This window comes from Erythrobacter sp. JB2-19 (assembly GCF_057365005.1).
Genome location: NZ_CP200290.1, coordinates 475,738 through 492,266 on the forward strand (window position 1 = coordinate 475,738; position 16,529 = coordinate 492,266).

Genomic DNA, 16,529 nt, shown 5'->3' on the forward strand with positions numbered 1-16,529 from the left:
GGATGCTAAGAAGTAACCCGTTCAGCCTCGACAGCGAAACACTGAATATCTAGGGCATCGCAAAGCGAGGCGGATAATTGCCTCAAACCTCTAAGCCCCGCAAGATGGAGCAAGCCGTCATGAAGCTGATTATCGGCAATAAGAACTATTCCAGCTGGTCCCTGCGCGGCTGGCTGGCGGCAAAGCAATCTGGTCTGTCATTTGAAGAATTGACGGTGCCGATCCTCGGCGAAGGCTGGGAAGAGCAAAAGCAAGGCATGGGCGAGATGCAACCTTCGCATGGCAAGGTTCCGATCCTGTGGGATGATGACAAGGTCATTTGGGACAGCCTCGCGATCATGGAATATCTCGCCGACAAAGTTGGGCGCGACCGTTTCTGGCCAAAGGATGAGAGCGCGCGCGGGATGGCCCGCGCCATGGTGGCTGAGATGCACTCATCCTATGCCGCACTGCGCAAAGACCTGCCGATGAATGTCCGCCGCAAGGTGAAGCTGGAAGAGGTATCGGAAGAGGCGCGTCAGGACATCGTCCGTATCCTGACCCTATGGGCGGAGGCGCGCTCGCGGTACGGTAGCAGCGGGCCATTCCTGTTCGGAACCTTTGGTGCTGCGGACATCTTCTATGCGCCGGTCGTCTCACGCTTCATCACTTACGGCATCGGCGTTCCGGGCTTTGCGGAGGCCTATATGCAAGCGGTGTGGGAACACGCCTGGATGCAGGAATGGATCGGAGCCTCTGAAGAAGAGCAATGGGTGATTGAACAGTACGAGACAATCGGCTGATGCGTGCCTTCGCAAGGCTATGGCTGTGCGCCTTGGCAATCATGCTCGCTGCACCAAGCCCTGCTTTCGCTTGGGGTTTTTATGCGCATGGCAAGACCGCTGAGATCGGCGAGGCAAATATCTCGCCCAAGGCACGCGCAGAAATAGCGCGATTGCTGCGCTCGGAGGCGCTGCTTGGCACGCCGGAATGTTCGCTTTCCACGTTAGAAGAGGCCTCTGTCTGGCCGGACTGCGTCCGTCGGACTCGCTGGCGCTGGGGCTACACCGCCGCCTGGCATTATCGCACGACACCGATTTGCGAGGCTTACAATCCGCGCGCCAATTGCTCTGGCGGGAATTGCGTCACCGCCCAGATTGAGCGCAGCCACCGCATCCTAGCCGACGAAAGCCTGCCGGATCATATCCGCTTGGAAGCGCTGGCCTTCATGGTCCATTTCGCGGGCGACATTCATATGCCGCTGCACTCGGGCGATAAGGATGATCGCGGCGGCAATGACCGAGAGGCGGACTATGGGATCGTCCCCAGTCTCAATCTGCATTGGATCTGGGATGGTCCCTTGGCGGAGCGCGCGATCACCAGTGGTGAGCGACCTGTTGTTCGGTCCTACAGCGCAGCAGAACGCAGCGAACTGGGCGGCGGATCACCGGCGGATTGGGGCCAGGAAAGCTGGAAGATTGCCCGCGATTTCGTCTATCCGACCGCCTTTGACACGCAGGATGTTTGCGGAGGCCAGCTGCCAAACAAGACCGCCCTCAGCCAAGAGGACATCGTCAAAGGCGTGCCGATCGCGCGGCGGCGCGTCCAGCAGGCTGGCATCCGCATTGCCGAGCTGCTCGAAAGCGCTTTTGCCCCAGGACCATTGCCGGAATCGGAGCGGCGCGGGCGATAATCGGCGCACCAGTGCGAAAAGCGGGTTTGGCGAAGTCACACACCCTGCTAAGCCTAGCGACGATGACCACAGTTCTTGAGATTGCGCAGCGACTTATCGCAGCGCCCAGCGTTACGCCAGCGACCGGCACGGTGTTCGATGCGATGGAGGCGATGCTGGCCCCGCACGGCTTTGCGGTGCATCGTTTCACGCGCGGCGATGGCCCAGAGGGCAGCGATGAAGCAGCGGTTGAGAATCTGTTCGCGATGCGCAAGGGGCCTGCAGGTTCCAAGCATTTCGCCTTTGCAGGCCATCTGGACGTCGTCCCTCCCGGTGAGGGCTGGACCAGCGCTCCGTTCGAGCCGGAGATCAGAGGCGACCTGTTGTATGGCCGCGGCGCGGTCGATATGAAGGGCGCGATCGCCGCCATGATCGCTGCCATTGCCGATGTGCCAGCGGATGCGGGCACGATCAGCTTTATCATCACGGGCGATGAGGAAGGCCCCGCGCTGCACGGTACGCGCGCGCTGATCGACTATATGTGCGAGCAGCATATTCAGCCTGATCTGTGCCTTGTGGGTGAGCCGACCAGCGTTAACAGGCTCGGTGATATGATGAAGATCGGACGGCGCGGCTCCGTCAATATCTGGCTGAGCGTTGAAGGCACCCAGGGCCACGTCGCCTATCCGCATCTGGCCGATAATCCTCTGCCGAAACTGGTGGCGATGCTTGCCGAGCTTGATGCGCTTACTTTGGATACAGGCACCGATTGGTTCCAACCGTCCAATCTGGAAATCACCGATCTGGCCGTCGGAAACAAAGCGCACAATGTGATCCCGGCAAAGGCGGAGGCGCGCATTTCGATCCGCTTCAACGATTTGCACAGCGGCGCCAGCCTGTCTGACAGGGTCAGCTCCATCGCCGAAAACCACGGCGGGGCAGCACGGCCGATCATTTCGGGCGAGCCGTTTCTGACTGAGCCAGGGGCATTTTCGCAGATGATCGCCGATGCGGTTGAGGCGGAAACTGGCATCGCGCCAGAGGCATCAACCAGCGGGGGCACGTCGGACGCGCGTTTCCTGCGCAATGTCTGTCCAGTGATTGAATTTGGGCTTTGCAACGCAACCATGCATAAGCGCGATGAAGCGGTCGCCATTGCTGATTTGGATGCGCTGGCCCGGATATATACGAATGTGGCCTTGGCCGCTCTAAAACACGACTAAACGCGGGAGCGCAGATGTGCTGAAGGCTTGGTTCAATATTCCCTTGTGGCAACGCGTTATCGGGGCGCTCATTCTGGGCATTGCTCTCGGCCTCTACTGGGGGCCGGAAGCAGAGAGTATCAAGTGGATCGGCGACTTCTTCATCAAGTCGATCAAGATGCTGGTCGTCCCACTGATCTTCTTCAGCCTTGTCGCGGGTGTCGCGGCCATCGGCGATCTGCGGAAGCTTGGCGCGGTTGGCGGACGAGCCATTATTCTGTTCGTGGTGAGCGGACAGATCGCTGTCTGGTTGGGTTTGGCTCTTGGAACCGCCGCTGTGAATTTGGGGCTTTTCCCGAGCAAGGAAGAGCTTGGCACGCCCGAAGTTCCGACGCCTGAACCCAACGAAACCACTGCCGTCGATATGGTGCTCTCCGTCGTCCCTGAAAGCCCGGTGCAGGTGATGGCGGATGTCGCTGTGCTTCCGCTCATCGTATTCTCCCTCCTGATCGGGATCGGCATTCTGATGGCCGGGCGCGACGGCGAACCGGTGCAGAAGATTTTCGATAGCGGCGCGATTGTGATGCAAAAGGTCACGATGATCGTGATGGAGCTGACCCCGTTTGGCGTGTTTGCTCTGATGGCTTGGGTCGCGGGCACGCTCGGCGTGGATGCCCTGAAGGCATTGAGCTGGCTTGTCGTGCTCAACTATCTGGGCTGCTTCCTGATCATCGGCGTCATGTATTCGGCGATGATCAAACTGATCGCGAAACTGCCGATCATCGATTTCTTCCGCGGGATCGTGGATGCGATTGCGGTGAGTTATTCCACGGCCAGCTCCAATGCGACGTTGCCGGTTACTTTGCGCTGCGCAGAGCGAAACTTGGGCATTCCCAATTCCATCGCCGCGTTCGTGATCAGCCTTGGCGCGACGATCAATATGAACGGCACGGCGATGTATCTGGGTCTTGCGACCCTGTTCGGCGCGTCAATCTTCGGTGTGGATCTCAGCTGGGGTCAGTATTTCCTCATCTCAATCCTCGCGACGCTCGGCGCGATTGGCGCGGCGGGCATTCCGGGCGCAGGCCTCATAATGATGGCGCTGGTGTTTGGCGCTGTGGGAGTGCCGCTGGAGACCATCGCCTTTGTGGCCGGTGTTGACCGGATCATGGATATGATGCGGACCACCACCAATGTGAGCGGCGATGCAGCCGTAGCGACCACAGTGGCGAGCCTGCTGGACGAGATCGACCGCGAGGAAATGATCAGCGCGGATGATGTGTGAGGACTAAATGAGTCCCTACAAGAGAGCGGCTCTCTTGGTGCTCGCCACGGTGCCGCTTCTATTGACCTTTGTGGAGCTTGCTGGCCGTGACAATGTGGTAGGTGCCATTATTGCAGCTGCGGTAGTCTTGCTCACTTGGGGCGGCGCAATTCTGACGAGATGTCCCAAGTGTGGTCGCTCGGTGCTGCACCATGTCTTTCGTGCTGGAATGCCGTGGCCACGAAAAATCTGCGACGACTGTGGCTATGACCTGACCCGGCGTTAACGCCCCTTCGGCTTCTCAAGCACCTTCTTCCTAAAGCTGCATAGATCCACCAGCTGGCAGCGCCAGCATTCAGGCGTTCGTGCTTTGCAGACATAGCGGCCATGCAGGATTAGCCAGTGATGCGCGTGCAGGCGGAAGGGCTGCGGTACGCGCTTTTCCAGCTTTGCTTCGACCTGTTCCGGCGTCTTACCCTTGGCCAGGCCAGTGCGATTGCCCATCCGCAGGATGTGCGTGTCGACTGCAAAGGTCTCTTGGCGAAACCAGCAATTGAGCACGACATTCGCCGTCTTGCGCCCCACGCCGGGCAGCCGGACGAGGTCTTCACGTGTGTCAGGCACTTCGCCGCCATAATCGTCGATCAGCAATTGTGAGAGCGCGATGACATTCTTGGCTTTGGAGTTGAACAGACCGATTGTCTTGATGTGCTCGGTGAGGCCTTCCAGTCCCAGATCGAGCATCTGCTGCGGTGTCGTTACCTTCGCAAACAGCGCGCGCGTCGCCTTGTTGACGCCAACATCGGTTGCCTGCGCAGACAGGGCCACGGCGACGACCAGTTGATAGGCATTGCCATATTCCAGCTCGGTCTCGGGCTCTGGATTGTCTTCAGCCAGACGGCGGAAGAATTCGAAGATCTGGTTTTTGGTCATTGGCGGTTGATCACAATCCCAAAACGTCGTTCATTGTGTAGCGTCCAGCGGGTTTACCGATCAGCCATTCCGCCGCTTTCACTGCGCCGCGCGCAAAGATCATGCGGTTTTCTGCGCTGTGCGACAGCGTGATACGCTCCTCATCCCCCGCCAGAATGACGCTGTGATCGCCGGCAACGCTGCCGCCGCGCAGCGCCGCAAAGCCAATTGCGCCTTCGGCTCGCGCGCCAGTGTTTCCGTGCCGTCCGCTTTCCATATTGTTTGTAAGATCAATACCGCGCCCTTCAGCCGCCGCCTCGCCAAGCAGTTTGGCCGTGCCAGAGGGAGCATCGACCTTGTAGCGGTGGTGCATTTCCAGCACCTCAATATCCCACTCCGAGCCAAGCTTAGCGGACGCCTCACGCACCAGATGAGCCAGCAGGGTGACGCCCAGTGAAGTGTTGCCGGTTTGAAGCACAGGGATGGTCTCAGCCGCTTTGTCGATCGCAGCGAAGTGTTCCGTTTCCAATCCCGTCGTCCCAATCACAATCGGTGCGCTGGCGGCAAGCGCAGCGTCTAGGTTCGCTTGTAATGCGGCCGGAGCGGAAAAGTCGACCAGCGCGTCAGACACGGCCGCCAATGGGCCAGGCGTCTCGCCTTGATCCACGCCGCCCGCCAATTGATGGCCAGCATCCGCGATGGCCTGGCTTAAGGCTTCGCCCATTCGCCCCTTGCTGCCGATAATTCCGATTTCCGCCATTGCTACCAACCTATTCAAAGTGTTTGATGGCCTCATGGCAGACATTGAACGCATCGTCATCCTGACAGGCGCAGGAATTTCCGCAGAGAGCGGGATTGATACATTTCGATCTGCTGGCGGGCTGTGGGAACAGCACAAGGTTGAAGATGTAGCGACGCCAGATGGGTTTGCGCGTGATCCCGATCTGGTGCTTGGGTTTTACGATATGCGGCGCGAAGCGCTGGCGACAGTAGAGCCGAACGATGCCCACCGCGCGCTGGCGCGGTTGAGCCAGGAATTTGCCGGCGAAGTGCTGCTGGTCACGCAGAACGTTGATGATCTGCACGAGCGCGGCGGTGCCTGTGACGTGCTGCATATGCATGGGCAATTGAAAAGCGCGCTGTGCCAATCATGCGACATTCGTTCGCCCTGGGATGCCCCGATGGCGGATCGCCCGCCATGCCCGGTTTGTCAGGCACCGGCCCTGCGCCCGGATGTCGTGTGGTTTGGCGAAATGGCGTATCAGATGGATCGTATCTACGCGGCCTTACTGACCGCAGATTTGTTCGTCAGCATTGGCACTAGCGGCGCGGTCTATCCAGCGGCGGGCTTCGTCCAGGAAGCAAAGGCAGCGGGCGTGCAGACATTGGAGCTCAATCTGGAGCCAAGCGAGGGTACACATCATTTTTCGGAGGCGCGCCATGGGCCGGCCAGTGCTTTGGTGCCGCAATGGGTGGATGAGGTGTTAGGCGATTGAGGTTCCGCAACCCTTGCACGCTGCGTCTTTGGCAATGCTGAGCGTGCGCATACCGGGCTTCATCCCGTTCAGGATATGAATTTTACCCCATTGCGGATCGCCAAAGGCGCTCACACCGCTGAGCAAGACACGCACGGCCTGCATGGCTGCAAAGCTGCCAGCCCAGCCCGCCATCGCGCCCAGCATGCCGTCCTCCGCGCACGTGTCGCAGTCTTCTGCATCAAACGCATCGCCGACAAAGCAGCGATAGCAGGCATGGTCAGCTAGGTGGCCGGCAAAGGCACCAACTTGGCCCTGAAAACGGCCAACGGCTGCGCTGAGCAGAGGCACACCGGCCGTCACACATGCATCGGATACCGCCAAACGCGTGGCAAAATTGTCTGTGCCATCGAGTACCAGATCAGCGCTACCGATCAGGCCGTGGGCATTATCAGGATCAATCCGGGTGTCAGAGATCTCCGCGTCGATCTCGTCATCGAAATTTGCCAGCCATCGGCGCGCCGAAACAGCCTTGCCATGCCCAACATCGCGGGATGAAAAAATAGTCTGGCGCTGGAGATTGCTGGTATCAACCACATCGTCATCGACCAATGTGAACCGCCCAATTCCGCTTGCCGCCAGATATTGCAGCGCTGGCGATCCAATCCCGCCAAGCCCGATCATCGCGATATGTTTATCAGCGAGTGCGACCTGACCCGCGCCGCCAATCTCCGGCAGCACAATATGGCGCGCAAAGCGATCAAGACGGGCAGGGGATAATGCGCTGGAAACAGTCATGCACCGCCTGTTGGCACCATGTTCACAGCCTGTCGACAGCCTGTGGGCAAGGCTGTTGATGACCCTGTCGACAGACTGTTGGGTTCTTGTGAACTTCAGGAGCCAGCGTTCACATCCGCTTGGCTATCTTGTGGGCTAGGCCGTCCTCAAAAAATCAACTCTCCAGCTGGCGCAACAGACTACGCACATCGCCATCCATATCCGCATCGCGGGTACGCAGATCTTCGATCAGCCGTACTGCGTGGATAACTGTCGAATGATCCCGGCCACCAAATTTGCGGCCAATCTCTGGATAGCTGCGCGGTGTCAGCACCTTCGCAAGATACATTGCGACCTGACGCGGCCGAACAACGGCACGGGCGCGGCGTTTGGACGACATCTCACTGCGATCAATCCGGTAGAATTGGCAGACGGTGCGTTGGATCTCATCAATTGTGATCCGGCGGCGATTGGCCGAAAGAATATCGGTCAGCTGTTCTTCGGCGAGCTGCAGGGATACCTCTTGGCCGGTCAGCTGCGCATAAGCGATCAGCTTATTGAGGCCGCCGACCAGCTCGCGGATGTTGCGAGTGATGGTGCGGGCGAGGAAATCGATCACATCGTCCGGCACGTTGAGAGGCGCAAAACGGGTGAGTTTCGATTCAAGGATCTTGCGGCGCAGCTCAATGTCGGCTGCTTGGATGTCCGCAACCAGACCCATCGACAGACGGCTCAGGAGACGCGGTTCAACCCCGTCGAGCGCCTGCGGCGCTCGGTCAGCGGCAAAGACGAGGCGTTTGCCCTCAGCCAAAAGCGCATCGATCGTGTAGAGCAGCTCTTCTTGGGCGCTTGCCTTGCCGATGATGAATTGGATGTCGTCAACCAGCAGCAGATCAAAGCTGCGCAGCCGCGCCTTAAACTCGATCATCTGGTTGGCTTTAAGCGCTTGGACAAACTCGACCATGAAGCGCTCAGCAGAGCAGTAGAAAATCCGTGCGCGAGGGTGCGCTTGCAGAAACGCATGGCCAATCGCGTGCAGCAGGTGGGTCTTACCCTGGCCGGTCGCAGCCTTCAGATAGAGCGGTGAGAATTGCGGCTGCTCAGTTGCGGCCATACGCTGCGCGGCATTGCAAGCGAGCACATTGGCCTCGCCCGTGACGAAGGCAGCAAAGGTCAGTGATGGGTCAAGCCCTACGGAGCTGGTGAAGCCTGCATCGCCAATCGTGCCTGCAGCCATCGCAATCGCACTGGCATCCGCGTCATTGGCTGGGCGGCGGCCATTGTCCAGCCGCAGCTCTGGCAATTGGCGGCGTCCGGGGTGAACTTGCACGCGAACATTGCGAACTTCGCTGCGCGCAATCTTCCAAGCGAGTTGCAAGCGGTCATGAAACCGGTCTTGCACCCAATTGGCAGAAAACTCAGTTGGCAAAAACAGATCGAGCGTGCCGGTATCTTTATCAATGCCGCCAACCTGGATCGGTTTGATCCATTGGCTGTGCAATTGATGGCCCAGATCCTTGCGAAGTCCTTGGCTGATATCTGACCAATCGGCAGCGAGGTTCACAGCTTCGGAATCTTCCATCAAGTCGTCATCTGCTTTCCGACGCGTAGACCGCGCCTTATCTATTTTATGAACCATCGTACGTAATCCTGTGCCAACTCCAGAGCCGCTGATCTGGAGCGTTTCCCCAACTTCATGACAGGCAAAGCCTTCCCATGACCCGGAATCCAAAGATCCGGGTTTCCCCTCTTCATTCAAACTTTAAAAACCCAGGCTGTCCCGCCCCGAGTCAGTTATGATGTACCTATGCATTTCACCATCAGGCAAGGGTGCATAATGTAAAAAAACAGAAATATTTCTATTGACTCGGCTGTGACCCGCAGGCCTGCGTTCAACGCGCTGAATTACCTTTAATTTTTGGTTTATGACCGTGCGAATCGCGGGGAATCCTAAGCTCTCAGTGTGTCAGGCTTGTCATGTTTCCCGCAAACAAAAAGGGCCGAGCCAATACGGCCCGACCCTTATGTATATTTCTCCGCAATAATACGGATGCGAGTGGGTGCGAATCAGAGCGCAGCGACTCGTTTTGAGAGACGCGACATTTTCCGCGCGACTGTGTTTTTGTGCATAACGCCGCGAGCAACACCGCGAGCCATTTCAGGTTGAGCAGCCTTGAGCGCTTCAGCAGCAGCAGGCTTGTCGCCGGCTTCGCAAGCGGCTTCGACCTTTTTCACAAAACCGCGGATACGGCTCATGCGGGCTGTGTTGATTTCCGCACGGCGATTGTTGCGGCGGATGCGTTTGCGGGCTTGCGGCGTATTGGCCATATCTGTTTCTGTCTCGCGGTTTCTGCGGGCCACCAATGATGGCCTGATCTCTAATATCGTTTGCTCGAAGAATCGGCGCTCAGGAATTCACCCGTTCGCCGGAAAACGCGGCACATAGGGCCAGCCTTGCGAGATCGTCAATGATTTTGGTGCCGCCCTGGCTGAGGGTACGTCAATCTAAGCGGCGCTCATTTTTGACACTTGGAGCAGAACCACGTGCTGCGTCCGCCTTGTGCTATGCGCTTGATAGTTCCACCATCTTCATTGCGGCATGCCTCACCCGTCCGGTCATAGACATCAAAGCGCGTCGCAAAATAGCCCAGTTCGCCGTCGGGCTGCGCATAATCTCGTAAGGTCGAACCGCCATCGCGGATCGAGGTCTCAAGCACATTGCGAATGGCTGGCACTAGCCTGGCCAGCTGCGGCTTTGTCACCTTGCCACCTTGCTTGCGGGGATGAATGCCAGAACGCCACAGAGCTTCGCAGACATATATATTGCCTAGACCAGCGATAATCCTCTGGTCGAGCAGGCATAATTTGATCGACTGGGTCTTGCCTTTCAGCGCCGCTTTCAGGTGATCCACGCTGAGGCCATCGCCCAATGGCTCCGGCCCAAGGTTTGCAAATTGCGGCCACCGGTCCAGCGCATCACTCGGCACTAGATCAACTGAGCCGAAGCGGCGCGGATCGCAAAGCGCAAATTGGTGATCGTCTGTCTCGATGATCAGATGATCGTGTTTGTCGGGCGTTTCAGGATCGATTCGCCAGCGTCCACTCATTCCCAGATGGAAGACCATCGACTGGCCGCGATTGAGATCAATGAGGCCATACTTGGCGCGCCGTGAAAGGCCGGTGATCACTGCGCCAGTCATCACTTGCACCAAGTCTGGCGGAAAGGGACGGCGCAGGTTGGGGCGGTTCAATTGGACGCGCGAAATACGTTCACCCAGCATAAAGCGCTCTAGCCCGCGAACGGTGGTCTCAACTTCTGGTAATTCAGGCATTGTTCTTAGGCTCGCTGATACTCGCGAACCGTAGCCACCCGCTCCCTCCACCCTTCCACCCGGAGCCTACCGGGACACCATCCGGGTGGAAGGGTGGAGGGAGCGGGTGGCTACGGCAGCTTTCGGCAGAAGCCGAAAGCATCGCAACAAACATACGCTGTAACAAGCTTTGCGCGCTGCACAAACTCCCCTAAGGCTCTGCGCCATGAGCGAAAAGACAGTATCCTTCGGTTACGAAGAAGTGGCCCCAGAGGAAAAGACCCGCCGCGTTGGTGATGTATTTTCCAGCGTCGCGGGCAAGTATGACATCATGAACGATGCGATGTCGGGCGGTATGCACCGTTTGTGGAAGGACCGTTTTGTCAGGCGGGTGAAGCCACAGGCTGGCGAGACGATCCTCGATATGGCAGGCGGCACCGGTGATATCGCCTTTCGCATGGCGCCCAGCGGCGCAGCGATCACGGTGTGCGACATCAATCAGGATATGCTCGATGTGGGCGTTGAGCGGGCGATGGATCGCGGCCTGCAGGACGATGAAGGTTCGCTGGTCTGGTCGTGCCAGAACGCGGAGGAACTTAATTTTGCCTCCAGCAGTTTCGATGCCTACACAATCGTATTTGGTATTCGCAATGTCACCGACATTCCAAAGGCTCTGCGTGAGGCAAACCGCGTTCTGCGACCTGGCGGACGTTTTTTCTGCATGGAGTTTTCGACCACGGAATGGCCGGGCTTCAAAGAGGTCTACGACGTTTACTCGCATAAGATCATGCCGAAGATGGGCAAGATCATCGCCCAAGATGAAGAAAGCTATCGCTATCTTGCTGAATCGATCCGCCGTTTCCCAAAAATGCCGGAGTTTGAGCAGATGATCCGCGATGCGGGCTTTGCCAACACCAAGGTGGAGCCGATCCTAGGCGGCGCAGTGGCCATTCACTCGGGGTGGAAGATCTAGGGTGACGCAGCCCGCTACACATCTTTTCCGCCTGCTGAAGTGGGGCATCACGCTCGCTCGCCGCCGCGCGCTCGTCGGTATCGAGAATGATCCCAATGCACCGCCTCCTGTGCGGCGATTGGTCAAGCTGGCGCGCTGGATATCTCTTACCGGCAAATCTGGTACTCCCGACTATGCGGGGGCTTTTCGCGCGATTGGTCCGGCGGCGATCAAGCTGGGGCAATCTTTGGCCACCCGGCCAGATATTGTGGGCGAGGAAGCAGCGAACAATCTGCTCAGCCTGCAGGACAATTTGCCACCTGTGCCTTTCGCTCAGATCAAGGCCGTGATTGAGGCCAGCTTTGGTGCGCCGCTGGAGACTCTGTTCCGCGAAATAGACCCCAATCCCGTGGGCGCGGCATCCATTGCTCAAGTTCACAAGGGTGTGACCACGGATGGCCGCGAAGTTGCGATTAAGGTGCTGCGGCACTGGCATTCGCGAAAAATTTGCGCGTGATATTCAAACCTATGAATGGGCGGCGGCGCACCTTGAGGCATTTGGCGGCGAAGCAGAACGGCTGCGTCCGCGCCTGACAATTGCCAATTTCAAACGCTGGACCAATAGCGAGCTTGATCTACGGCGCGAGGCGGCCTCTGCATCAGAGCTGGCCGAGGGCATGGCCGGTATCGAGGGATACCGCATTCCGGAGATCGATTGGGACCGCACCAATGGCCGCGTCCTGACCGTCGAGTGGATCAACGCGGTCAAGATCAGCCGGATTGAAGAGCTGAAAGCGCAGGGGCGCGACCTGCCGCATATCGCCGAACGCCTGGTGATATCCTTTCTGACGCAGGCGATCAGCGCCGGCTTCTTCCATGCCGATATGCATCAGGGCAATCTGTTCGTTGAAGAAGACGGCACGATTGTCGCGATTGATTTTGGCATCATGGGCCGGATTGATCGGCGCGCGCGGCAATGGCTCGCAGAGATCCTTTATGGCCTGACGACGGGCAATTATAAACGCGTGGCCGAAATTCATTTCGAGGCGCAATATGTGCCGAGCTATCACTCGGTTGGCGAATTTGCGACCGCACTGCGCGCCGTTGGCGAACCGATGCGCGGCAAGCCGGTGAGCGAGCTGAGCGTTGGACAAATGCTCGATGGGCTGTTTGCGATCACGCGGGATTTTGACATGCAGACGCAGCCGCATCTGTTGCTGCTGCAAAAGACGATGGTGATGGTCGAAGGCATCGCGACCCAGCTCAACCCTCAGATCAATATGTGGGACACATCGGCGCCCTATGTTCGCGGCTGGATCCGGGACGAATTGGGGCCAGAGGCCGCGGTTGCCGAACGGATTAAGGAAGACACGCAAACCTTCCTGCGTCTGCCCGGTTTAATCCGCCGGATTGAGGACCGCTTCCCAGCGAAAGGTGGCGCGCCAGAACAGCCTCCGCTGCCCGATGTGCCATTGATGACCGACCGCAAACCGCGCCAGGGCGGCAGTGTGCTTGGGTACCTCGTTGCGGGCGTTGCCGGGGCAGGCGCAATGTTTGGCGCGATGGCGCTGGGTTTGATCGGTTAAATTATCGCTGATTTTACTCGATTTAATGTCCCATTGATCAAGCTTAATTAACCATTGTATCCCAAGGAACTCGCTTGGGCTTGGCCCAAGGGCGCTGTACGTCTAGGTTCTGAAACAGCGTTAATGTGATGTGAGGGAGTGACGCGAGTGATTGTTTGCTTGCCCGGCCCATGTGTAAGTCTATGTGTGAGGACGCAAAAATGACCGAAGCACGGCCGAAAATCCTGTTGGTCGTGGGCGGCGGAATTGCCGCTTACAAGGCTTGCGAGCTGGTTCGCCTGATCCGCAAAGGCGGCGGCGATGTCACTTGCGTTGTGACCAAAGGTGGTCAGCAATTCGTCACGCCCATGTCGCTCGCCGCTTTGAGCGAAAATCAAGTTTACACCAATCTCTGGGATCTCAAGAACGAGATCGAGATGGGGCATATCGAGCTGAGCCGTGAGGCTGACCTTGTGGTCGTCTGCCCGGCGACGGCCGATCTCTTGGCCAAAATGTCGTCTGGGATCGCAGACGATCTGGCGACCACTTTGATCCTGGCAACGGATAAGCCAGTGATGGCCGTGCCGGCGATGAATGTGCGCATGTGGGAGCATGAAGCAACCCAGCGCAATATCGAATGGCTGCGCCAGGCGGGTGTCAATGTGCTGGACCCCGATGAGGGGCCGATGGCCTGCGGCGAGTTTGGCTATGGCCGCCTGCCAGAGCCGGATGCGATCTGGCGCGAAATTGCGTCTTACTTTGACATTGAAGTTGAAGAGCCGGTCGCACCAGCGGCCACTCCCGTTGCTGTGCCTGCCAATGACGGACCGGACGATGAGTATGAGGTGGAGGCGATTGAGCCTGAACCGGAGTACGAAGAAGAAGACCCGGAGAGCAAAAGCGGCGGTCTGGGCGGCCTGTTGTCGATGATTATTCCGCGTTCCACTGCAAAGCGCACGCATGAAGAGATCGAGACCGAGTATGTCGAAGCGGCTGATCTCGATGATGCCGAGGCGGCGGAGTTGGCCGAAGACGGTGAGATCGAAGAAGCGCCTGAGTTCAATCCGGACTTTGGTGGGCCTCTGCTCGCCAAGAAGGGCGGAGCAGGCGCTGCGCCGCCGATGGATCCAAGTGCGATCAACCACGAAGTCGACAAACGCAAAGCCGCGCCCGAGCTGACCGGGCCAGTGGCATCCTTGGAGGACGGCGTTCAAGCCGCGCTGGATGATGCGCTGGGCGGCGGCGGTTTTGATGTTGATCCGAACTACCGCCCGCTTGAGGGACGCCATGTGCTCGTGACCGCCGGGCCAACGTGGGAATCGCTCGATCCGGTGCGCTACATCGCCAATCGCTCAAGCGGTAAGCAAGGTTTTGCCATTGCCGCTGCTGCCGCTGCGCTGGGCGCAAAGGTCACTCTGGTGGCTGGGCCAGTCGCCTTGCAAACGCCCGCCGGTGTTGACCGGATTGATGTCGAGAGCGCTGCGCAAATGTCAGAGCGGGTGAAAGCGGCTCTTCCCGCAGATGCAGCCGTGATGGTGGCAGCCGTGGCCGACTGGAAACCGAAAGAATACATGTCTGAGAAGATGAAGAAGCGCGGCTCGGCTCCGCCAGCATTGCTGCTTACTGAAAATCCAGACATTCTCACAAATCTTGCCGCCGGTTCCAACCGCCCAGAACTGGTCGTCGGCTTTGCGGCTGAGACCGAAAATGTGCTCGAAAACGCTAAGAAGAAGCGCAAGCGCAAGGCCGCCGACTGGATCGTGGCCAATGATGTATCCGGCGATGTGATGGGCGGCAATGAAAACACCGTACATATCGTTTCAAGTGAAGGGGTGGAAAGCCTCGACAAGATGCCTAAGCGTGCCGTTGCTTTGGCACTGGTTGAGCGCATCGCAGAGACTTTGACCGCCGAGGCCGCCGAATGAGCGGTCAGCCGGGTGCTCCGGGCGCCGGAGTAGAACCATCTGCGCCAATTTCCGTTGAACTGAAACGCTTGCCTCACGGTGCAGGCTTGCCTTTGCCAGCATACGCCACGGACGGCGCCGCAGGCATGGACATTGTCGCGGCAGAAGATGTCACTATTGATCCAGGTGCGCGCCATGCCGTTGCAACCGGCCTCGCGGTCGCCATTCCCAAAGGGTTTGAAATTCAGGTGCGCCCGCGCTCCGGCCTCGCACTGAAGCATGGGATTACCGTTCCCAATACGCCCGGTACAATCGATTCTGATTATCGCGGTGAGCTAAAAGTCATCATGATCAATCACGGCGGTGAACCCTTCGCAATTGCGCGCGGTGACCGGGTTGCTCAGCTGGTGCTGGCTCCTGTTACGCAAGGTGCCTGGGTGGAGGTAGAAGAGCTCGACGCGACGAAGCGCGGCGCGGGCGGATTTGGTTCCACCGGCGGCCACGAAAAGCTTTAGCAGCGCTCCAAACGCAAAAAAGGCGGCGCCGTCTCCAGCACCGCCTCTTCAATCCCGTCCAAGGGAAAGGGGTGATCGGCCTTCCGACTAGTCGGTGCGGCGGACCTTTTTGCTTTCTGGCTTAATGGTGATGCGCAAAGTCTCGCCCGAATTGCCGGGGAAGTCTGTGAACATCGCATCCACCAGGTTCGGAACCAGATATTGCAATCGGTTTGAGCTGGAGACGGCCTCAGCCTTGCCTTCAAACAAGCGCTCGCCGGTCGCCGCGCTGTCGATCTTCATATCGATACCGCTGGTATAGACTGTGATGCTTCGCACTTCTGGTCCGCCGAACCACGGATCATAGAAGCCAAATCCCCATGCGCCGCCAAAACGGCTGCGATGGAAACCTCGACCGCGGTAGAAGCCGCGCCGACCAAATCCGCGGTACCAGGGGCTGAAAAAGGGATCACTGCGAAACCCAGCGTTCGTGGTGCGAATTCTCTCGCGTCCTTTGTCGATCCCATAATCGAAACGCACCAGCAGGTTCGCTGCTTCAGGCGCAGCCTGCGAATATCCGAGCCGCTCCATCTCCGATTCCACGAAATCGGCATATTGCGCGAATTCTAAGCCACCCGCGAGCTTCGGATCGTCGGCCACGACCGCAAAGGTCTGACCGGTTGGAGCGGGCAGCGCGCTTTGGAAGCGCGAGACATCGGCCTTAAACGGCGTGGCGCAGGCTGCGAGGCTTAGCAGCAGCACTGGCACGCTCGCACGTCCCAAACGCCTCAATAGCGCGCGGCCTGGCGTTTTCGCCGAGGAAGTATCGGAATTGGTCATGGCATTACCTCTTATCACTCACATGGCTTTCAAAGGCTCATGGTTTGCCGCCGCCATTTCCCTTCATTCGCACTATAAAGTCCTGGTGCGAATCCCATCATCGAGTCGGCAAGCTGTCATCAGCAGGCCTTAGTGTAAAGACGTGGCCTGAACGCATTTTGAACGCGTAATGACTGAATCGC

General features: G+C 58.4%; 15 protein-coding genes and 1 pseudogene. 9 read left to right on the forward strand and 7 right to left on the reverse strand.

From position 1 onward, the window contains the following. Window positions 1-119: 119 nt before the first annotated feature. The 4 genes from AC0V6O_RS02390 to AC0V6O_RS02405 all read left to right on the forward strand — a co-directional run bounded on the left by AC0V6O_RS02390 (window position 120) and on the right by AC0V6O_RS02405 (window position 4,138). A complete protein-coding gene (locus AC0V6O_RS02390; protein WP_486141337.1) occupies window positions 120-782 on the forward strand; it encodes a glutathione S-transferase family protein in 663 nt (220 codons plus the stop codon). Continuing rightward, complete coding sequence (locus AC0V6O_RS02395; RefSeq protein WP_486141338.1) at window positions 782-1,672, forward strand: S1/P1 nuclease; 891 nt, start codon at window positions 782-784, stop codon at window positions 1,670-1,672. Before AC0V6O_RS02390 ends, AC0V6O_RS02395 begins: the two co-directional genes overlap by 1 nt. A gap of 62 nt (window positions 1,673-1,734) precedes the next feature. Next, window positions 1,735-2,874, forward strand: coding sequence for a succinyl-diaminopimelate desuccinylase (gene dapE, locus AC0V6O_RS02400; RefSeq protein ID WP_486141339.1), 1,140 nt, complete (start codon window positions 1,735-1,737; stop codon window positions 2,872-2,874). A 16-nt stretch (window positions 2,875-2,890) separates the two neighbouring features. After that, window positions 2,891-4,138, forward strand: coding sequence for a dicarboxylate/amino acid:cation symporter (locus AC0V6O_RS02405; protein WP_486141340.1), 1,248 nt, complete (start codon window positions 2,891-2,893; stop codon window positions 4,136-4,138). Between the two features lie 261 nt (window positions 4,139-4,399). On the opposite strand, the gene nth is transcribed toward AC0V6O_RS02405, so the two are convergent. Together nth and dapB are read right to left on the reverse strand one after the other, a co-directional pair. Further along, window positions 4,400-5,050 (reverse strand): endonuclease III, encoded by a 651-nt coding sequence (gene nth / locus AC0V6O_RS02410; protein WP_486141341.1) that lies wholly within the window; start codon window positions 5,048-5,050, stop codon window positions 4,400-4,402. A gap of 10 nt (window positions 5,051-5,060) precedes the next feature. Beyond that, entirely contained in the window at window positions 5,061-5,789 is a 729-nt protein-coding gene (dapB, locus tag AC0V6O_RS02415; RefSeq protein ID WP_486141342.1) for a 4-hydroxy-tetrahydrodipicolinate reductase, read from the reverse strand. Window positions 5,790-5,823: 34 nt separating this feature from the next. On the opposite strand from dapB, the gene AC0V6O_RS02420 reads away from it, so the two are divergent. Further along, a complete protein-coding gene (locus AC0V6O_RS02420) occupies window positions 5,824-6,525 on the forward strand; it encodes an NAD-dependent deacylase (RefSeq protein ID WP_486141343.1) in 702 nt (233 codons plus the stop codon). On the opposite strand, the gene AC0V6O_RS02425 is transcribed toward AC0V6O_RS02420, so the two are convergent. From AC0V6O_RS02425 to mutM, 4 genes are all read right to left on the reverse strand, one after another. Then, entirely contained in the window at window positions 6,514-7,302 is a 789-nt protein-coding gene (locus tag AC0V6O_RS02425) for a HesA/MoeB/ThiF family protein (RefSeq protein WP_486141344.1), read from the reverse strand. The two genes, AC0V6O_RS02420 and AC0V6O_RS02425, sit on opposite strands and share 12 nt — an antisense overlap. Window positions 7,303-7,456: 154 nt before the next feature. Next, window positions 7,457-8,920: a chromosomal replication initiator protein DnaA gene (gene dnaA, locus AC0V6O_RS02430; RefSeq protein WP_486141345.1), complete on the reverse strand. Its 1,464-nt coding sequence runs from the start codon at window positions 8,918-8,920 to the stop codon at window positions 7,457-7,459. Window positions 8,921-9,348: 428 nt separating this feature from the next. Continuing rightward, window positions 9,349-9,609, reverse strand: a complete 261-nt coding sequence (rpsT, locus tag AC0V6O_RS02435; protein WP_472640822.1) for a 30S ribosomal protein S20 — start codon at window positions 9,607-9,609, stop codon at window positions 9,349-9,351. A gap of 188 nt (window positions 9,610-9,797) precedes the next feature. Next, a complete protein-coding gene (gene mutM / locus AC0V6O_RS02440) occupies window positions 9,798-10,613 on the reverse strand; it encodes a bifunctional DNA-formamidopyrimidine glycosylase/DNA-(apurinic or apyrimidinic site) lyase (protein ID WP_486141346.1) in 816 nt (271 codons plus the stop codon). Between the two features lie 205 nt (window positions 10,614-10,818). Here mutM and AC0V6O_RS02445 point away from each other — a divergent pair, with 205 nt between their 5' ends. The 4 genes and pseudogenes from AC0V6O_RS02445 to dut all read left to right on the forward strand — a co-directional run bounded on the left by AC0V6O_RS02445 (window position 10,819) and on the right by dut (window position 15,528). After that, a complete protein-coding gene (locus AC0V6O_RS02445; RefSeq protein ID WP_486141347.1) occupies window positions 10,819-11,565 on the forward strand; it encodes a class I SAM-dependent methyltransferase in 747 nt (248 codons plus the stop codon). 1 nt (window position 11,566) lies between these two features. Next, window positions 11,567-13,130, forward strand: a pseudogene (ubiB, locus tag AC0V6O_RS02450) (2-polyprenylphenol 6-hydroxylase). Between the two features lie 200 nt (window positions 13,131-13,330). Next, entirely contained in the window at window positions 13,331-15,034 is a 1,704-nt protein-coding gene (locus AC0V6O_RS02455) for a bifunctional phosphopantothenoylcysteine decarboxylase/phosphopantothenate synthase (protein ID WP_486141348.1), read from the forward strand. Then, window positions 15,031-15,528: a dUTP diphosphatase gene (gene dut / locus AC0V6O_RS02460; RefSeq protein WP_486141349.1), complete on the forward strand. Its 498-nt coding sequence runs from the start codon at window positions 15,031-15,033 to the stop codon at window positions 15,526-15,528. The genes AC0V6O_RS02455 and dut overlap by 4 nt, the downstream gene beginning before the upstream one ends. A gap of 87 nt (window positions 15,529-15,615) precedes the next feature. Here dut and AC0V6O_RS02465 read toward each other — a convergent pair whose 3' ends face one another. Next, complete coding sequence (locus AC0V6O_RS02465) at window positions 15,616-16,347, reverse strand: DUF4136 domain-containing protein (RefSeq protein ID WP_486141350.1); 732 nt, start codon at window positions 16,345-16,347, stop codon at window positions 15,616-15,618. Between the last annotated feature and the right edge of the window lie 182 nt (window positions 16,348-16,529).